Origin of the sequence: Niallia sp. Kr1 (assembly GCF_050389805.1) — a bacterium.
Taxonomy (GTDB): Bacteria; Bacillota; Bacilli; order Bacillales; family Cytobacillaceae; genus Bacillus_BD.
This window is the reverse complement of sequence record NZ_CP130945.1, coordinates 3,695,244-3,713,377: the sequence shown is the minus strand read 5'-3', so window position 1 is coordinate 3,713,377 and position 18,134 is coordinate 3,695,244. Positions and strand designations below refer to the sequence as shown.

Here is an 18,134-nt window from a genome sequence, read left to right as displayed (position 1 = left end):
AAGACAAATAGGGAGAAGTACAATGAAATTTCGAATTGGCCATCGTACGCTAAAAACGGCGGTTGGTGCAGCACTAGCTATTTTGATTGCACAAAGCTTTCATTTAGATAATTACGCTTCTGCTGGAATTTTAACGATATTATGTATTAAGATTACGAAGAAAAAGTCACTAAGAGCATCATGGGACCGAATTCTTGCCTGTTTAATCGCGATTGTCTTTTCAATCGTATTCTTTGAGTTCATCGGTTATCATGCTGCTGTGATCGGGTTATTGCTCCTCTTTTTTATTCCAACGGTGGTAATATTTAAAGCAAGCGATGGTGTTGCTTCTAGTGCTGTTATTATTTTGCATTTCTATTCGGCTGGCGAGGTAACCGTTTCTTTTATCTTTAATGAATTGTTCATCATCTTGATTGGAATTGGAATTGCTTTAATGGCGAACTTATATATGCCAAGCTTAGATCGTCAAATTGAAGAGTATCAACGAAAAATTGAAGGGAATTTTAAAATCATCTTTCAAGAGATTGTCCATTACTTAGGACATGGTGATCATAATTGGGATGGGAAGGAAATCCCTGAAACAATTCAATTGATTAATGAAGCAAAGGCACTTTCATTTCGAGAAATGGAGAATCAATTTTTTCACAATAATGAGGAGCAACTCTATTATACGTATTTTAAAATAAGGGAAAAGCAATTTGAAATTATCGAAAAGGTGCTGCCTAGCATTACTTCCATCTCAAAGACGGTTGAGCAAGGAAAAATGATTGCCGATTTTATAGAGGAGCTTTCAGAACATATTCATGCTGGAAATACGGTAGATATCAATTTAGAAAAGTTAAATAACATGCGACTTTCTTTCGAGAATATGGAACTTCCCAAAACAAGGGAAGAATTTGCTATTCGCGCGGCACTGTTTCACTTTTTGAACGAAATGGAACAATATCTTCTTATAAAGCGCTCTTTTAAAGGAATCTATAAACAAAATGATATGAATAAAACCCCGGTAGGTGAAGGAAACTAAATCAAATGAATAGAGAGGTGATGCTATGGTTAAATTATTATCCACTCTAATCTGTGCTTTATCTCTTTCACCTATATGGCCTCTAGGTGTCAATCCATTGCCAGGCGATCCGTTCTTGATTGTCAATAAGAACACGAATGAGTTAGCGTTTGTTTATGAAAATCGTGTTGAAATGGTCGTTGATGCTGCAACAGGGGTAACCGACGATTTAACCCCAGAGGGCTTATTTACGATCACGGTTAAAGCGGAGAACCCCTATTATATTAAGAAAGATATACCTGGTGGAACGCCGGAAAACCCTCTAGGTTCGCGCTGGATTGGATTTGATGCTAAAGAAACAAACGGGCGTATTTATGGCGTTCATGGAACAAATAACCCTTCTTCTATTGGAAAGAGGGTTTCACAAGGTTGTATCCGTCTACAAAATGAAGTTATTGAATCACTTTATCCGAAAATTCCTCTTGGCAGCAAAATTCTTGTCATCTCCACAACAAAGACATTTGAAGATTTAGCAAGAGAATATGGAGCAATAAAATGAAAAGTGAAAGTGCTTGGCCATCTGCCAAGCACTTTCACTTTCATTTCTATTTATTAAATAAACATTAAGATCCCTGTTAAAATCGTTGAAGCTAACATGGCAAAGATCATTAAATAAACGACGATTTTTTGTGTTTTCTTTCTTTTTTTAGACAACTAAGTTCCCTCCAACATGTGTATTTATTGATTGTCTGCAATCATAAACGAGATTCAATATGTTTATTTTACTAATAAACATTCTTTTGGACAACTATCAAACCAAAGATGGATGATTTTGCTTTTATTCTGGAACTATTACTTTTCGGTACTTCTCTTTCGCGGACGACAAACTACCTTGATACTTGTATTAAGGTGGCTTGTCGGTTTCGCTCTCCCACTTGAATCTTCATGCTTTTCATTCAAATAAACTTAGAACATTGCTTCTATTTATCATGGATATGATCTTAAAACGACTGAAATCAATTTCTTATTTTTTAAGTGAGCGGGTCGTAATTTGAAGCAGGATTATAAAAAGAGGTATACTAGAAGAAAAGAGAGTGTAAGGGGTCGTTAGATAATGGTCAACCAAGAACGTTTATTAAATGAATTTTTAGAACTAGTACAAATTGATTCTGAAACAAAATTCGAAGCAGAAATTGCGAAAGTATTAAAGCAAAAGTTCACGGATTTAGGGGTTGATGTAATAGAGGATGATACAACGGGGATCACAGGTCATGGTGCTGGAAACTTAATTTGTACATTAAAAGGGACAAAAGAGGGAGTGGATACCATTTATTTCACTTCACATATGGATACAGTTGTTCCGGCAAAAGGTGTCAAGCCATCCATTAAAGACGGTTATGTTGTGACAGACGGTACAACGATCCTAGGTGCAGACGACAAAACGGGCTTATCGGTTATGTTGGAAACGATTCGAGTCCTCAAAGAACAAAAGATTCCACATGGTGATATTCAATTTATTATTACTGTTGGAGAAGAATCGGGGTTAGTTGGCGCTAAAGCTCTTGATCCAACGTTAATCAAAGCAAAATATGGGTATGCACTTGATAGTGATGGCAAAGTAGGAAATATCATTGTTGCAGCTCCAACACAAGCACATATTAAAGCCACTATTCTTGGAAAAACGGCACATGCCGGTGTAGCCCCTGAAAAAGGAGTATCGGCGATTACAATGGCGGCAAAAGCAATTGCCAAAATGCCACTTGGTCGGATCGATGAGGAAACAACTGCCAATATTGGTCGATTTGCAGGTGGTCAAGCAACAAATATCGTTTGTGATCATGTGGAAATTTTGGCTGAAGCTCGTTCGCTCATCCCAGAGAAAATGGAAGCTCAAGTAAAAAAAATGAAAGATGCTTTTGAAAGTACCGCACAAGAAATGGGTGGAAAAGCAGAAGTAGAAGTGCAAGTAATGTATCCTGGTTTCAAGTTTGGGGATGGGGACCATGTAGTGGAAGTGGCGAAAAAGGCTGCCGCTAAAATTGGTCGAGGTTGTGAGTTATTACATAGTGGCGGTGGTAGTGATGCCAATGTCATTGCTGGATTTGATATCCCAACCGTTAATTTAGCAGTGGGATACGAAGAAATTCACACAACCAATGAAAGAATGCCGATTGAAGAATTATATAAGCTAGCAGAAATGACAATTGCCATTATTCAAGAAGTTGCTGGGGAATAAAACTGTTGTTCTAAAAGGCTCGTGGGTATAGCGAGTCTTTTTGCCATTTCGTGTTACAATAAGCTTAGTGAAATTGTATAGAAGGTGTTCGGTTATGAAGGAGATGTATCCTAAGAATGGGAAAGTGATCCTCCATGTAGATATGAATAGTTTTTATGCCTCTGTTGAAATGGCGTTTGATCCAACATTAAAGGGAAAGCCTTTAGCCATTGCGGGAAATCCAGAAGAAAGACGGGGAATAATTATTACATGCAGCTATGAGGCACGAAAATTTGGGGTTAAAACAACGATGCCTCTGTGGGAAGCGAAAAAGCTTTGTCCGCAGCTGATTGTCATGACTCCTAACTTTGAACGTTATCGTGCGGCCTCATTTGGGATGTTTAACATTCTTAGACAATATTCCGAACTTGTGGAACCTGTTTCAATAGATGAGGGCTATATGGATATTACGGAAAGTTTTGAATTAGGAACTCCTCTAGAAATTGCTGAAAATATCCAAAAACAAGTATTAAATGAATTGGATTTGCCATGTAGCATTGGAGTGGCACCTAATCGTTTTTTAGCAAAAATGGCTTCAGATATGAAAAAGCCCCTCGGTATTACGGTATTACGTAAACGAGATGTTAAAAATGTTCTATGGCCTCTTCCAGTTGGAGAAATGCATGGTGTCGGGAAGAAAACTTCTGAAAAGTTGAATGGCATCGGGATTATGACGATCAAGGATTTGGCAGAGGCGAACAAAATGCAATTAGAAGGTCTTCTTGGTATCAATGGGGTTCGTTTGAAGGAAAGAGCAAATGGGATAGATGAAAGACCGGTTGACCCAAATGCAGCAGCAGAGATTAAAAGTATTGGAAATTCTACGACTCTGCCAAAGGATGTTACCAATCAACAAGAACTCCTTCATGTTCTCGAAGGATTATCTGAGAAGGTAGCAGCCCGTATGAATCGTAAAAAGGTACTAGCAGCCTCCGCTGGCATTACGATTCGTTACAAGAATCGCAAAACGATTAATCGAAGTAAAAAGCTATTAAATCCAACAGCACAATACCAAGAGTTGTTAAAAGAAGCAAAGGAACTATTTTTAAAGCATTGGAATGGAGAACCTGTCCGTTTACTCGGTGTAACAGGGTCTGATCTTGTTGAAAAGAAGCGAGCTGTAAAGCAGCTGGATCTTTTTACTTATGAAAATGAAGCAAAAAAAGAACCTTTACTAAAAACAGTTGAAGGACTGCGTGCAAAATTTGGTGATAAGATTATTGAAAAAGCACAAGATAAAGTAACGGAAAAAAAAAGTTCGAAAAACACAGCTCAAACAAGTTTTAGTAAAGATTTTCTCGACTTTTTTCCAAAGGATTAAAATGATCACTTCATTCAGCTGAAGTCCTCTTTATTGCTAAAGTTAAGGTATCAAAACTACTTTTGTTGATTTAGTAGGCGGTCAAACCCTGCTGAGTGAAGTTAAGCCACGGCAGATGCCTCGGATTTTTAAAGGTATATTATCGAGTGAGCTCGATAATAATCCGGACGCAAATTCAACAGACGAATTTGATTGTAATTAGTTTGGTATACTATACGTGAATCAGATTTTTTGCTAATTTCGACAAATATTGCTAAAGTAAAATGGTTATACATAGTTTTGCAAGAAAGGATGTAAAAACATGACAAAACAACAGTTTGGTGTAGTAGGAATGGCTGTAATGGGAAGAAATTTAGCCATGAATATTGAGTCACGAGGGTATTCAGTAGCAATCTACAATCGTTCTCGTGAAAAAACAGATGAAGTCCTAGCTGAAACCAAGGGTAGAAACTTCAAGGGTACTTATTCAATTGAAGAATTTGTGAATTCCTTAGAAAGCCCTAGAAAAATTATGCTGATGGTCAAAGCAGGTCCAGCCACAGATGCAACGATTGATCAATTAATCCCGTATCTGGACAAAGGGGATATTCTCATAGATGGTGGAAATACGTTCTTTAAAGACACGCAACGCCGAAATCAAAGACTAAGTGATCTTGGTATTCACTTTATTGGTACTGGCGTTTCTGGTGGGGAAGAGGGCGCTTTAAAAGGACCTTCAATTATGCCAGGAGGACAGAAGGAAGCGTATGAATTAGTTGCACCTATTTTTAAAGATATTGCTGCAAAAGTAGATAATGATCCATGTACAACTTATATTGGTCCAGATGGAGCGGGGCACTATGTAAAAATGGTTCACAATGGGATTGAATATGGGGATATGCAGCTTATTTGTGAAGCTTACTTCCTCATGAAACATGTCCTTGGTCTAAATGCAAATGAGCTTCATGAGGTCTTTGCAGAGTGGAATAAGGGTGAACTTGACAGCTATTTAATTGAAATTACGGCTGACATTTTTACGAAGCTGGATGAAGAAACAGGAAAACCTCTTGTTGATGTGATCCTTGATACTGCAGGTCAAAAAGGGACTGGAAAATGGACAAGCCAAAACTCTCTTGATTTAGGTGTTCCACTTCCAATTATTACAGAATCCGTATATGCTCGATTCATTTCTGCGATGAAAGAAGAACGTGTTGCGGCAAGTAAGATTCTAAAAGGACCAGATGCAAAAGAATTTTCTGGGGATAAACAAGCTTTCATTGAATCTGTTCGTAAAGCCTTATACATGAGTAAAATTTGTTCTTATGCCCAAGGGTTTGCGCAAATGAGGGCCGCTTCTGAGGAATATAATTGGGATCTTCAATATGGCGATATTGCGATGATTTTCCGTGGAGGATGTATCATTCGAGCGCAATTCTTACAAAAAATTAAGGATGCTTATGATCAGGATCCAGGTCTAAAAAATCTTCTCCTTGATCCATACTTTAAAGAGATCGTTGAAAGCTATCAATATGCTTTACGTGATATTGTTGCACAGGCGGTTCAATTTGGAATTCCAGCTCCATGTTTCTCTTCTGCACTTGCTTATTACGATAGCTATCGAACAGAAACATTACCAGCTAACCTATTGCAAGCTCAGCGTGATTACTTTGGTGCACATACGTACCAACGTATTGATCGTGAAGGTATTTTCCATACACAATGGTTCCAAGAAGAAAATTAATACAAAAACCTCTTTGCACATGCAAAGAGGTTTTTGTATTAACTAAGAAGTATAAGTGTTTAAAGTTAGATTGATTTCCAGCTCAAGCGCCTACCCCCTCGAGGTCACAAGCTTGTCTAGACCTGAGTCCCTGGACAGTCGCCTATACATTTCTAACAAGCCGTCAAGAAGATTAAAGAACAATCTTCTTGACGGCTCGTCTTGTGCTTGGCCGAACCGGCATAAGTGCAACTACTCCTCTGTCATCGCCTAAAGGCTTGCCAGTCGGAGAGTTTTCTTTATCGGGGTGAGCAAGGCGCTTGCGCTTTTTTATTAACAATTGTCAACTTCTAGATTGGTAATCGGCCACCAGAAAAAGCCATCTCTTGCAAGGAGAATATCACTTTCTTTTGGACCTGATGAACCTGATTCATAGTTTGGAAAGTTGGCATAGGTATTTTGCCAAACATCCGAAATATTATCAACAAAGCTCCATGAAAAGGCGACTTCATCCCAGTGAGTAAAGTTCGTTGCATCACCCTTCATGCAATCAAATAATAACCTTTCATATGCCTCAGGTGTATTAATTCCATCTACCCCTTTATTGGCATAGCTTAATTTGACAGTTTGGGCATCCATGCCTTGTCCTGCTTTTTTAGCGTTTAAATGAAGAGTGATCCCTTCTTCTGGTTGGATATGAATCACCAATAGATTTGGATTTAGGGTTTGTTCTGTTTTATAATACAAATTCATTGGGATATCCTTAAATTGGACAACAATTTTCGTTGATTTCATTTTCATTCTTTTACCGGTACGTATGTAAAAAGGAACTCCAGCCCAACGGAAATTATCAATCATTAGTTTTCCTGCTACATAGGTTTCTGTGTTTGATTCAGGATTGACCATTTGCTCGTTTCGATATCCTGGAACTAATTCTCCATTCACATACCCTGGTCCATACTGACCGCGCACAAAATATTGCTTCACTTCGTCACCTTTTATTGGTCTCATGGCACGGAATACTTTTACTTTTTCTGAACGAATTTCATCCGTGTTTAATCGAATAGGTGGTTCCATTGCGAGTAGTGCAACCATTTGCAGCATATGGTTTTGAACCATGTCGCGAAGGGCACCACTGTTTTCGTAATAGCGACCGCGCTCTTCTACACCGAGTGTTTCACTTGAAGTGATTTGGATATTGGAAATATAACGGTTATTCCATAATGGTTCAAAGATCGCATTGGCAAAACGGATAACCTCAATGTTTTGGACCATTTCTTTACCTAAGTAATGATCGATTCGGTAAATCTCTTCTTCATCAAAAGCGGTTCTAATTTGATCATTTAATTCTCTTGCTGATTTAAGATCATGACCAAATGGTTTTTCAATGACAAGTCTCTTAAATCCTTGTACATCGGTTAGTCCATCTTCCTTTAAGTGTATGGCGATGGTTCCAAAGAATTCTGGAGCCATGGCTAAATAAAAGATTCGATTGCCTTTTGTTTGGTAATGATCATCTAAATCATTGATAAGTTCTTTTAATGCAGTATAGGAAGCTGAGTCTGTAACATCATGGGAATGATAATAAAAATGGGATGCAAACTCATTCACCTTCTCCTGATCGTTTGAAACAGTTCCAACGGATTTTATAATATTTTGTTTAAATTCATCATTTGAAAGGGATCTTCTCGCGACACCGACAACAGCGAAATTTTTAGATAGATTTCCCTTGCTAAATAAATTATATAGTGATGGGTATAATTTTCGATTGGCCAAATCCCCTGTAGCACCAAAGATGACAATTAAAGATGCCGGATTTTCGTTTTGAGTCATGATGTAAACCTCTTTTCATTTTAAAAATAGTCGCTTTACGGACAAAAAAATAAATACTGCTATCGTCAAATTTTAACGATATCTGTCTAAATATGCAAATTCTTTGTCTTTCGATATAATAACTTTAATGACTATGGATAAGGAGAGTGACCTATGGAAGTCTTTTTTCTAGGAACGGGTGCAGGGATTCCTGCAAAATTACGAAACGTAACATCCATTGCGTTAAAACTTTTGGAAGAACGTGGAACGATTTGGTTATTTGATTGTGGGGAGGCCACCCAGCATCAAATTTTACATACATCCATTAAACCTTCAAGAATGGAAAAAATATTTATTACCCATTTACACGGTGATCATATATATGGATTGCCAGGTTTACTTTCCAGCCGTTCGTTTCAAGGTGGTGAAACAGAATTGACTGTATATGGACCTAAGGGATTAAAGGATTATATCCAAATTAGTTTAAAGGTCAGCGGAACCTATTTAAAGTATGCGCTAAATATTGTGGAAATAGAAGAAGGCATTATATTTGAAGATGACCAATTTATGGTTGAAGCAAAGCTGCTTGATCATGGAATTCCTTCCTATGGATTCCGAATTGTAGAAAAAGATCTACCAGGGACGTTGCTCGTTGATAAATTACAGGAAATCGGGGTCCAACCAGGTCCGATTTATAAACGGATAAAGGCTGGGGAATCTGTTACTTTAGAAGGTGGGACTGTGATAAACCCTGAACACTATGTTGGTCCAAGGCAGAAGGGAAGAGTGGTGACCATTCTTGGGGATACGAGAATGTGTGAAGCGGCCATTACGCTTGCAGAGAATGCAAATTTACTCATACATGAGGCAACCTTTTCACAAGGGCAAGAAGAGTTGGCAAAGGATTATTTTCATTCAACCACCTATCAGGCTGCTCAAACGGCAAAAGGTGCGGGAGCCAAAAAGCTTTGTCTTACCCATATTAGTTCCCGCTATGATCGCGATGCGTCTGATGAATTAGTCAAGGAAGCCCGTGAGATTTTCGTTGAAACCGAAATCGCCCATGATTTTAAATCCATTGAAATTCCGAGATAATTATATAAAAATAATGATTTTTAAGTAAAATAGGATTGATTTATTGTGTTAAAGAGCTTATAATTCGTCTATGAATATTATTGTAATATGGCTTTGAAGAGTGTTTATTAAGCTATAAACTCCCTGTAAGAGAGAGTCAGCGGATGGTGCAAACTGATACAAAGGTTATAGTGAATTTCAGCTTGGAGCTTATTTCTTTGTACAAAGGAATCGGTCATTTACCGTTATTAAATTTTGAGTGGAAAGTCACAAGCTTTCAATAAGGGTGGTACCGCGTGTTCTTCACGTCCCTTATCAGAGCTTGTGACTTTTTTGTTTGTTAAAAATGAATGAAGGATGAGGATTCTAACTGGTTTTTTGAAAATGTTCTAATCAGTATGGGTATAGAAATGGGATATAAGAATAAGGAGGTATAAATGGTGGAGAAGACAGAGCAATGGTCATCAAAACTTGGTTTCATCTTGGCATCAGCTGGTTCTGCAATTGGAATTGGAGCCATTTGGAAACTGCCATATGTAACAGGAACGAGTGGCGGAGGAGCCTTTATTCTCATATTGGTAATTTTTTCACTTTTAATTGGGCTTCCCCTCTTACTAGCTGAATTTGTCATTGGGCGAAGTACACAAAAGGACGCAATCACTGCTTATAAAACAATTGCTCCCGGTACAAAATGGCATTGGATCGGTTATCTAGGGATCATCACATGTTTTATTTTGCTTTCATTTTATAGTGTGATTGGTGGATGGATCCTGCAATATATTCTCTACAGTGTAACTGGACAAGTGGGGCAAGGCAACGTCAATTATGAGGTTCTATTTAATGAAGCTGTTTCAAATCCAGTGATTGCTGTTGGGATGCAAGCGGCGTTTCTTATGATTACCATATTCGTTGTAGGTAAAGGAGTTCAATCTGGGATTGAAAAGGCAAGCAAATTCATGATGCCCGCCCTATTTATTTTGTTTGTTGTTTTAATGGTCCGTTCGCTTACTCTTGACAATGCAATGGCGGGTGTAGAATTCTTCTTAACCCCTGATTTTACAAAGTTAAACTCTCAAAGTATTTTATTTGCGCTTGGTCAATCCTTCTTTTTATTGAGTGTCGGGGTTTCTGTCATGGTCACGTACAGTTCATATTTATCTAAAGAGGCAAGTATCGTACAACCTGCCCTATCGATTGTGGCAATGAATTTACTGATTTCGCTTTTTGCAGGATTAGCCATTTTCCCTGCGGTCTTTTCATTAGGTTTCGAACCAACTGCAGGTCCTGGTTTACTTTTTATTATTTTACCGTCTGTTTTTGAAAAAATGATATTTGGGAATTTGTTCTTATTGATTTTCCTTGTGTTATTTCTCTTTGCAACGCTGACTTCAGCCTTTTCTCTACTCGAAATTGTTGTAGCGTCTATTTCAAAGGGAAGAGGAGGTAGAAATCGATTATCTTGGATAATCGGGACTCTTGTATTTATTGTGGGAATTCCTTCTGCTTTATCCTTTGGAGTTTTATCAGATATCGCCATTTTTAATAAAAGTATCTTTGATGCGGCTGACTTTCTTGTCAGTAATATTTTAATGCCAATTGGGGTATTTCTTATTTCAATCTTTGTTTCTTATAAAATGAAAAAGGATGTTTTGAAAAACGAATTGATTCAAAACTCGAAATATCAGGGATTATTTCAGGTTTGGTATTTCTTATTACGTTATGTGGTCCCGCTTGTGATTATTATTGTCTTCCTCGATATCATTGAGGTGATCTAGCAGGAGGCGGTTGGAGATACCCGTCTCGTCTTCTATATTTTAATGGATGAGTGATGGTCAAAAGGACTTTATGGGATTAGTCTAAGTGATAAAATCCGTGAGCGAGGCCCTAAAGAACAAAATTGATAGCATCCAATAAAGAAAGTCCATGAGACTAGAATCTCATGGACTTTTTTCTATTTATCTCCAACCTCTTTCATATTGGACAGGACTTTCAATGCTCACTCGAAGTTCCTCTGCTGCGCTTCTTGGCCAGTAAGGATCACGTAATAGAGCACGAGCGATGAAAACGAGATCAGCTCGCTCACTTTGAATAATTTCTTCTGCTTGCAGACCAGATGTAATCAGTCCAACCGCACCTGTTGGAATATCGGAACCATGCTTAATTTTTTCTGATAGAGGGACTTGATAGCCTGGATAAATATTGATTCTAGCTTGAACAACTCCACCCGAACTTACATCAATGAGGTCAACGCCTTGTTCTTTCATCAGCGTACAGTAGGTAATATAATCGTCTGCAGTTAAACCATCTTGATGGTACTCATTAGCAGACACTCGAACAAATAAAGGTCCATTCCAAACCGGTTTAACGGCTTCAATAATTTCTTGTAAAAACCGATAACGATTGGTAGCATTGCCACCATATTCATCTTGTCTCTGATTGCATAGAGGTGATAAAAATTGATTGATTAAATATCCATGTGCTCCGTGAAGTTCAATTACTTCATAACCAGCTTCTTTTGCTCGCTCTGCTGCTGTCTTAAAGGCTTGGATGGTTTCTTGGATCTGTGCTACTGACATTTCATTCGGTACTTTTGAATGCTCATTAAAGGCAATTGCCGAAGGAGCAATAATGTCACCCTCAATTTCTGCCTTTCTCCCTGCATGACCAAGTTGAATTCCCGGAACAGCCCCATTTTCTTTGATTTCATTTGTTAATTTTTTGAGTCCTTCAATATGTACATCATCCCAAATTCCCAAATCTCTTTGTGAAATTCTCCCCTGTGGGGTAACAGCTGTTGCTTCTTGAATAATTAATCCAACGCCACCGACAGCTCTGCTAACATAATGAGTAAAATGCCAAGGAGTGACCATGCCATCTTCTTTCTCGCATGAATACATACACATTGGGGACATAACAATTCGATTATTTAACGTAACGTTTTTAATTGTTAATGGTGAAAATAGTTTTGAGTTCATGTTCATCAACCTCCTTGTTTAAGTATAACAAGAATCCAAAACAGAAAAGAAATAATCTGTTTATCGTTTTACGACTTTACTTTCCATTTCATGACTAATCGCCTCACCAAGTCGCTTTGATTGAGCGGCTGCTTCCTTGATACAACTGATGAGCGCCTGTTCAACCCCGTGATCGGCAAGAGTCTGTAATCCAGCCTCCGTTGTACCGCCTGGGCTTGTCACTTCCTTACGAAGCTGTCCAGCTGATTTTGTTGTCGTTGACAACATTTCAGCGGCACCTAAAAAGGTTTGAATGATTAAATCTTTTACTAACTCCTTTTCCAGACCGAGTTCAATGGCACTTTTCTCCATGGCTTCAAAAATATAATAAACATAAGCGGGACCACTTCCTGACAGACCTGTAACCGCATCTAGTTGTTCTTCTTTTACAAATTTACTTAATCCCACCGTTTGAAAGATTTGTTCTACCATAACCGATTGATTGGTTGAAACGTGTTCATTGCATGCTAAAGCCGTTGCCGATTTTCCGATGGTAGCAGATGTATTTGGCATCGCACGAACAATAGCCATCGGTTTTGTTAAAATACGCTCAATAGAGTTAATAGAAACCCCTGCTAAAACGGAAATAATGACAGTCTGTGATTGCAGAAGGTCTTTAATCGTTACGAGCGCATTCAATGCATCTTTAGGTTTCATCGCTAAAATAATGGCATCTGCATCTTGACATAGCTCTTGTAATTGATAGGATGTTGACACACCGTATGTATTTTTTAATTCCTGAAGCTTTTCTTGGTTGCTTCTATTTGTAACCCAAATATTACTTGGTTCAAGAAGTTGATTTTTTACCATTCCTGAAATTAAGGCCTCTGCCATTGAGCCGGCACCAATCATTGCTATTTTTTTCATTAAAGTTCCCCCTCATACTTGACTTCATATCATTCATAGTAGAAATTAAAGATATTGGTTATACATAAACGCTAGTAGGTGAAAATGATGAAAAATGAACGTTTGCGTCATAAAAATATTATCATAACAGGAGCTTCAAGTGGAGTTGGACTTTCGATTGCAGAAAAATGTGCCACAAGCGGAGCTAACGTGATCCTCCTTGCAAGAAGATTAGATGTATTAAAAGAAATTCAGGAAGATTTACAAAATCGTTACTCTGTTCGAGTTATGATATTCAAATTAGATGTGTCCGATACAGATGAAGTGAAAAATGTTTTTCAACAAATTTTTCAAGAAATTGGTGAAATTGATATTCTCGTCAATAATGCGGGGTTTGGAATTTTCCGTTCTGCCCATGAACTGTCGATCGAAGAGATTAAAGGAATGTTTTCAGTAAATGTGATGGGGTTAATTGCTTGTACAAACATGGTGCTTCCGATCATGTTAAAACAAGGAAAGGGGCATATTATCAATATTGCTTCCCAAGCAGGGAAAATTGCAACGCCAAAATCAAGTGCATATGCCGCTACTAAACATGCAGTCTTAGGATTTACGAATAGTCTAAGAATGGAAGTTTCGGACCGGAATATTTTTGTGACTGCTGTTAATCCAGGACCGATTGAAACGAACTTTTTTAAAAGGGCCGATGAAACAGGGAACTATGAAAAAAGTGTTAAAAGAGTGATGATTACTCCAGATTATGTGGCTAGCAAGGTAGTAGGCGCCATGTTAACAAAGAGAAGAGAAATTAATCTTCCGGGATGGATGAATGCAGGAAGTATCCTCTTCGCCTTATTTCCAGGATTGTTTGAAAAAGCGGGGAAACCATTTTTAAATAAAAAATAACCTCATGAAAATAACTTTTTCATGAGGTCTTCTTTTAGCGTAATCCAGGTGTATGTACCTTTGAAACTTGAACTTTATAGACAAAGTAGAGAGCCAAAGCGACAAATGATAGAATGATTCCAGAAATATAAGGGAGGTTGATTGAAATTTCATAGAGCCATCCTCCAACAACAGGTCCAATAATTCTTCCTAACGAATCAAAGGAAGAGAGGAGACCAGTTTTACTTCCGTGTCCACTGCCGCTACTTTTCGTTAATAACGCGGATACTGTTGGTCGAATTACACCATTCCCAATCCCAAAAATGGTAATGAAAACAGCAGCTGTTAAGAAGTTATAGGTGTATAAAATAAGGAAGAAACCAAGAGCTGATACGATAATTCCTCCTGCTATGACTGCACCTTCACCAAATTTCTTTGTTAACTTTCCAATCAATCCACCTTGAACCACTGCACTAGCTAGTCCCATAATCATGAAGGTGTAACCTAGTTCAACTGTACCGATATTTGCTTTAACGGCTGCAAAATAGGCGAAAGTTGATTCAAGACCTGAAAGAGAAAGAGAAATAAAGAGCTGTAGAAAAAATAAAAACGATTGTGCTCCGTTAAACTCTGACAGAACGGATTTCTTTTCTACATGTGACTGGTTTCGTTTTTCCGCTGTTAATGATTCTTTTAATAGGAACCAAACAAGGAAAAACGTTAATAATGATAGACCCCCGGCAACAAAAAACGGGGTATTCAAACTTACTTTTGAAAAAATACCCCCGATCGCTGGACCAAATACAAACCCTAATCCAGTTGCGGCTCCAATAATTCCCATGCCTTTTCCACGATCTTCAGCACTCGTAATATCAGCTACATAGGCCATGGCAGTCGGCATATTGGCAGAAGACAGCGTACCACCAATAATTCTCGCAACAAATAGCATCCAAAGCTCAGTCGATATTCCTGTTAAGAAAAAGGAAATCGTTAACCCTAAAATCCCAACCATAATCACGGGTTTGCGACCAATACGATCGGAAATTCGTCCCCACATCGGAGCAAATATTAATTGGGTGAGCGAATATACGGCCATTAGCAACCCTAATTGTGTAGGTGATGCGCCGACCTCTTCTGCGTAAAAGGGCAGCACTGGAATGATAATTCCAAAGCCGGCCATAACTAAGAACATAACGGCAAATAGAATCGGTAATGCTTTTTTATTCTGATTCATTCATTGTTCACTCCATTTCTCGACTATTATAATGATTTCATAGTCGCACAGTCAATTTATCCCGTCATAACTGGTAGTAAGTCCCTACCTCTAGATACTGAGAAATTGTTATACTTGCTAGGTATGGGGATCAATTGCTAGTAAAGATCCGGAAAATAAACACAGACTAAAAACGCCTGCGGCAACGTTTGTGTGACCAGCGTTCTGCATGCCTCAACTAACCAACAGTAGAGAGGAGAGAAACTAGTAACGTAAGTATGTCACTACGTCTGCACTAACAAATTATTTTATCTATAAACACACTGTTGGAAATTTCACTTTATGATAATAGAAAATGATAATATAAAAAGTGAAGTAGAGCACAACTAATGTTAAATATAGCAGAATCAATCGATAAATTCAGTTGTTTTTTTGCAATATTAAAATAACATTTTAGGGGTATATCTCCTACATGTTTTATGTTAATCTAATATAGTAACGTACTAAAGGATTTATCATTTAATTATTAATTTTATTATAAGGGTGGTTTTTATGAAAAAACGCATAGTAAGTGTTGGTTTATTGATTGCCGCATTATTTGCTATTTTAGTTGGATGTTCAAATGAAGATAATACGAAACAAGCAGGAGATTCAAAAGAGCAGTTAATCGTTGGAATTGATGATACATTTGCTCCAATGGGATTCCGTGATGAAAATAATGAAATCGTAGGTTTTGATATTGATTTAGCTAGAGCAACCGGTGAAAAAATGGGAAGAGAAGTTGTATTTCAGCCAATCGATTGGAGCTCAAAAGAATCTGAATTAAGCAGTGGAAGAATTGATTTGATTTGGAATGGTTATACCATTACAGAAGAAAGAGCACAAAAAGTTTTATTGACAAAGCCATATTTAGCAAATAATCAGGTTGTTGTTACGTTAAAAGACTCTGAAATTGAAAAATTAGATGATTTAAAAGGGAAAGAAATTGGAATTCAAGCCCAATCTTCCGCAATTGATGCTTGGAATGGAACACCAATCAGCAAAGAAGTTGCTGGATTACATGAGTATAAAACAAATGATCTTGCATTAATGGACTTAGAGAACAATCGCGTAGAAGCGGTTGTGATTGATGAAGTGGTTATGGATTATAAAATGACAAAGAAACCTGATACATTTAAGGTTTTAGGTGAAAAATTAGCTCCGGAAGAATATGCTGTTGGTGTTGCCAAAGGCAATGAAGAGTTGTTAAATGAACTTCAAGAGGCAATTGATGCCATCATTGCTGATGGAAAAGCAGCTGAAATTTCTGAAAAGTGGTTTGGCGAAGATAAAGTGTTAAAATAAAATCATGCAAAAATAGGACAAACAGGATTTCCTAAGGAAACCCTGTTTTGTTTTGGAGGAATTTTTTATGTCTGTTGATTATTTAATAACAATCCTGAGGCCGATGCTTGAAGGTGCCCAAACGACCATCCTATTATTTTTCATCGCCATCATCGTATCGATCCCATTAGGATTTATTTTAACGCTCGCTGTGAGAAGCAGGTTTAAGCTACTGTCATGGCTGGCACAGGCCTATATTTATGTCATGCGTGGAACACCGCTTTTGCTACAATTATTGATTATCACATTTGGATTACCAATGATTCCGGTCATTGGTCAGTATTTAATTCTAGATCGTTTTGTTGCAGCAAGTCTTGGATTTATTTTAAATTATGCGGCTTATTTTGCAGAAATTTTTCGTGGCGGATTACTTGCCATTGATAAAGGGCAATATGAGGCAGCAAAAGTACTTGGTTTAAGTAAATGGCAGACGATGATTAAAGTCGTTTTACCACAAATGTTTCGGATTGCCCTTCCTTCTGTTGCGAATGAATCGGTTACATTGGTGAAGGATACTGCGCTTCTGTATGCTGTTGCCGTTCCAGAATTATTACACTATGCACAAACAGCGGTTAACCGTGACTTTACGATTTTTCCTTTCTTTGTAGCAGGTGTGATTTATTTACTTATGACAATCGTGTTAACCATGTTCTTTAAGTGGCTTGAAAAGCGATTTAAATTTGAATAAAAGGAGTAGTTATTTGTGGCTTTCATTGAGGTAACTGGGCTCAAAAAATCTTATGGCGACTTAGAAGTATTAAAAAGAATTACTTTTGATGTCGAGAAAAATGATGTGGTCGCAGTCATTGGTCCATCTGGATCGGGAAAAAGCACGATGCTGCGCGGGTTAATTCATTTAGAGGAAATTGACGGGGGAAGTATTTGTGTTTCCGGTGATTATTTGGTTAAGGACGGCGTTTATTCAAAACCACAGGAAATGAAAAAAGTAACCTCCAAGATGGGTATGGTTTTTCAACATTTTAATCTTTTTCCTCATTTAACGGTTAAGGAAAATCTTGAACTTGCACCCAAAATGGTCAAAAAAGAACTACAGGATGTCATTGATCAACGAAGTAAAGCTTTGATGGATAAAATTGGTTTGCTTCAACATGCCAATAAATTTCCGAGCAATCTATCTGGAGGACAGAAACAAAGGGTTGCGATTGCAAGAGCCCTAATGATGAATCCAGATATTTTGCTTTTTGATGAACCTACTTCAGCATTAGATCCAGAATTAACAGGGGAAGTGCTACAAGTCATGAAAGATCTGGCAAGAGAACATATGACCATGGTTGTGGTGACACATGAAATGGAATTTGCCAGAGAAGTGGCTAATAAGGCCATCTTTATGGACCAAGGTGAAATCGTTGAATCAGGAAACCCACAGGATTTATTCTTTAATCCTAAATTTGATCGGACAAAAGCATTCTTGAATCGTAGTCTTAAATAAAAAAGTGTACACTTTGAAAAGGGGAATCTTCCAGTACTTGGAATATTCCCCTTTTATTCTTTTTAAAATCACTTGTATACATGTTCACTTTTTAACAAATTTATGTATAATATTAATTGTAAAGCACTTGTAAATGATAAATATCACTTTATAGGGCGG

16 protein-coding genes and 1 other annotated feature are annotated in these 18,134 nt (G+C 37.7%); of the genes, 11 read left to right on the top strand and 5 right to left on the bottom strand.

The features are described from left to right. Positions 1–22: 22 nt before the first annotated feature. Together Q5760_RS18175 and Q5760_RS18170 are read left to right on the top strand one after the other, a co-directional pair. Positions 23–1,024 (top strand): aromatic acid exporter family protein, encoded by a 1,002-nt coding sequence (locus Q5760_RS18175; RefSeq protein ID WP_428909030.1) that lies wholly within the window; start codon positions 23–25, stop codon positions 1,022–1,024. A gap of 25 nt (positions 1,025–1,049) precedes the next feature. Beyond that, on the top strand, positions 1,050–1,562 hold the full coding sequence (locus Q5760_RS18170) for a L,D-transpeptidase (RefSeq protein WP_428909029.1): 513 nt from the start codon (positions 1,050–1,052) through the stop codon (positions 1,560–1,562). A 53-nt stretch (positions 1,563–1,615) separates the two neighbouring features. Here Q5760_RS18170 and prli42 read toward each other — a convergent pair whose 3' ends face one another. Continuing rightward, complete coding sequence (prli42, locus tag Q5760_RS18165; protein WP_428909028.1) at positions 1,616–1,717, bottom strand: stressosome-associated protein Prli42; 102 nt, start codon at positions 1,715–1,717, stop codon at positions 1,616–1,618. A gap of 400 nt (positions 1,718–2,117) precedes the next feature. Here prli42 and Q5760_RS18160 point away from each other — a divergent pair, with 400 nt between their 5' ends. From Q5760_RS18160 to gndA, 3 genes are all read left to right on the top strand, one after another. After that, entirely contained in the window at positions 2,118–3,239 is a 1,122-nt protein-coding gene (locus tag Q5760_RS18160; RefSeq protein ID WP_428909027.1) for a tripeptidase T, read from the top strand. Positions 3,240–3,333: 94 nt separating this feature from the next. Further along, positions 3,334–4,599 carry a DNA polymerase IV gene (locus Q5760_RS18155; RefSeq protein ID WP_428909026.1) on the top strand — a complete coding sequence of 422 codons (1,266 nt, stop codon included), beginning with the start codon at positions 3,334–3,336 and terminating at the stop codon, positions 4,597–4,599. A 301-nt stretch (positions 4,600–4,900) separates the two neighbouring features. Beyond that, a complete protein-coding gene (gndA, locus tag Q5760_RS18150) occupies positions 4,901–6,319 on the top strand; it encodes an NADP-dependent phosphogluconate dehydrogenase (RefSeq protein ID WP_428909025.1) in 1,419 nt (472 codons plus the stop codon). Between the two features lie 312 nt (positions 6,320–6,631). Here the strand turns inward: gndA and zwf are convergent, their stop codons facing one another. Continuing rightward, on the bottom strand, positions 6,632–8,131 hold the full coding sequence (gene zwf, locus Q5760_RS18145) for a glucose-6-phosphate dehydrogenase (RefSeq protein ID WP_428909024.1): 1,500 nt from the start codon (positions 8,129–8,131) through the stop codon (positions 6,632–6,634). A gap of 153 nt (positions 8,132–8,284) precedes the next feature. Between zwf and rnz the strand changes: the two genes are divergently transcribed. Continuing rightward, a complete protein-coding gene (gene rnz / locus Q5760_RS18140) occupies positions 8,285–9,205 on the top strand; it encodes a ribonuclease Z (protein WP_428909023.1) in 921 nt (306 codons plus the stop codon). Positions 9,206–9,289: 84 nt separating this feature from the next. Then, positions 9,290–9,500: a binding site (T-box leader), on the top strand. A 124-nt stretch (positions 9,501–9,624) separates the two neighbouring features. After that, on the top strand, positions 9,625–10,959 hold the full coding sequence (locus Q5760_RS18135) for a sodium-dependent transporter (protein WP_428909022.1): 1,335 nt from the start codon (positions 9,625–9,627) through the stop codon (positions 10,957–10,959). 180 nt (positions 10,960–11,139) lie between these two features. Here the strand turns inward: Q5760_RS18135 and namA are convergent, their stop codons facing one another. Together namA and proC are read right to left on the bottom strand one after the other, a co-directional pair. Continuing rightward, on the bottom strand, positions 11,140–12,159 hold the full coding sequence (namA, locus tag Q5760_RS18130; RefSeq protein ID WP_428909021.1) for an NADPH dehydrogenase NamA: 1,020 nt from the start codon (positions 12,157–12,159) through the stop codon (positions 11,140–11,142). 60 nt (positions 12,160–12,219) lie between these two features. Beyond that, positions 12,220–13,065: a pyrroline-5-carboxylate reductase gene (proC, locus tag Q5760_RS18125; protein ID WP_428909020.1), complete on the bottom strand. Its 846-nt coding sequence runs from the start codon at positions 13,063–13,065 to the stop codon at positions 12,220–12,222. A gap of 87 nt (positions 13,066–13,152) precedes the next feature. Between proC and Q5760_RS18120 the strand changes: the two genes are divergently transcribed. Further along, entirely contained in the window at positions 13,153–13,950 is a 798-nt protein-coding gene (locus Q5760_RS18120; protein WP_428909019.1) for an SDR family NAD(P)-dependent oxidoreductase, read from the top strand. 34 nt (positions 13,951–13,984) lie between these two features. Here the strand turns inward: Q5760_RS18120 and Q5760_RS18115 are convergent, their stop codons facing one another. Then, positions 13,985–15,163, bottom strand: coding sequence for an MFS transporter (locus Q5760_RS18115; RefSeq protein WP_428909018.1), 1,179 nt, complete (start codon positions 15,161–15,163; stop codon positions 13,985–13,987). Between the two features lie 531 nt (positions 15,164–15,694). On the opposite strand from Q5760_RS18115, the gene Q5760_RS18110 reads away from it, so the two are divergent. The 3 genes from Q5760_RS18110 to Q5760_RS18100 all read left to right on the top strand — a co-directional run bounded on the left by Q5760_RS18110 (position 15,695) and on the right by Q5760_RS18100 (position 17,975). Continuing rightward, positions 15,695–16,486 (top strand): amino acid ABC transporter substrate-binding protein, encoded by a 792-nt coding sequence (locus Q5760_RS18110; RefSeq protein WP_428909017.1) that lies wholly within the window; start codon positions 15,695–15,697, stop codon positions 16,484–16,486. 67 nt (positions 16,487–16,553) lie between these two features. Further along, a complete protein-coding gene (locus Q5760_RS18105) occupies positions 16,554–17,213 on the top strand; it encodes an amino acid ABC transporter permease (protein ID WP_428909016.1) in 660 nt (219 codons plus the stop codon). A 15-nt stretch (positions 17,214–17,228) separates the two neighbouring features. Then, a complete protein-coding gene (locus tag Q5760_RS18100; RefSeq protein ID WP_428909015.1) occupies positions 17,229–17,975 on the top strand; it encodes an amino acid ABC transporter ATP-binding protein in 747 nt (248 codons plus the stop codon). Positions 17,976–18,134: the final 159 nt, after the last annotated feature.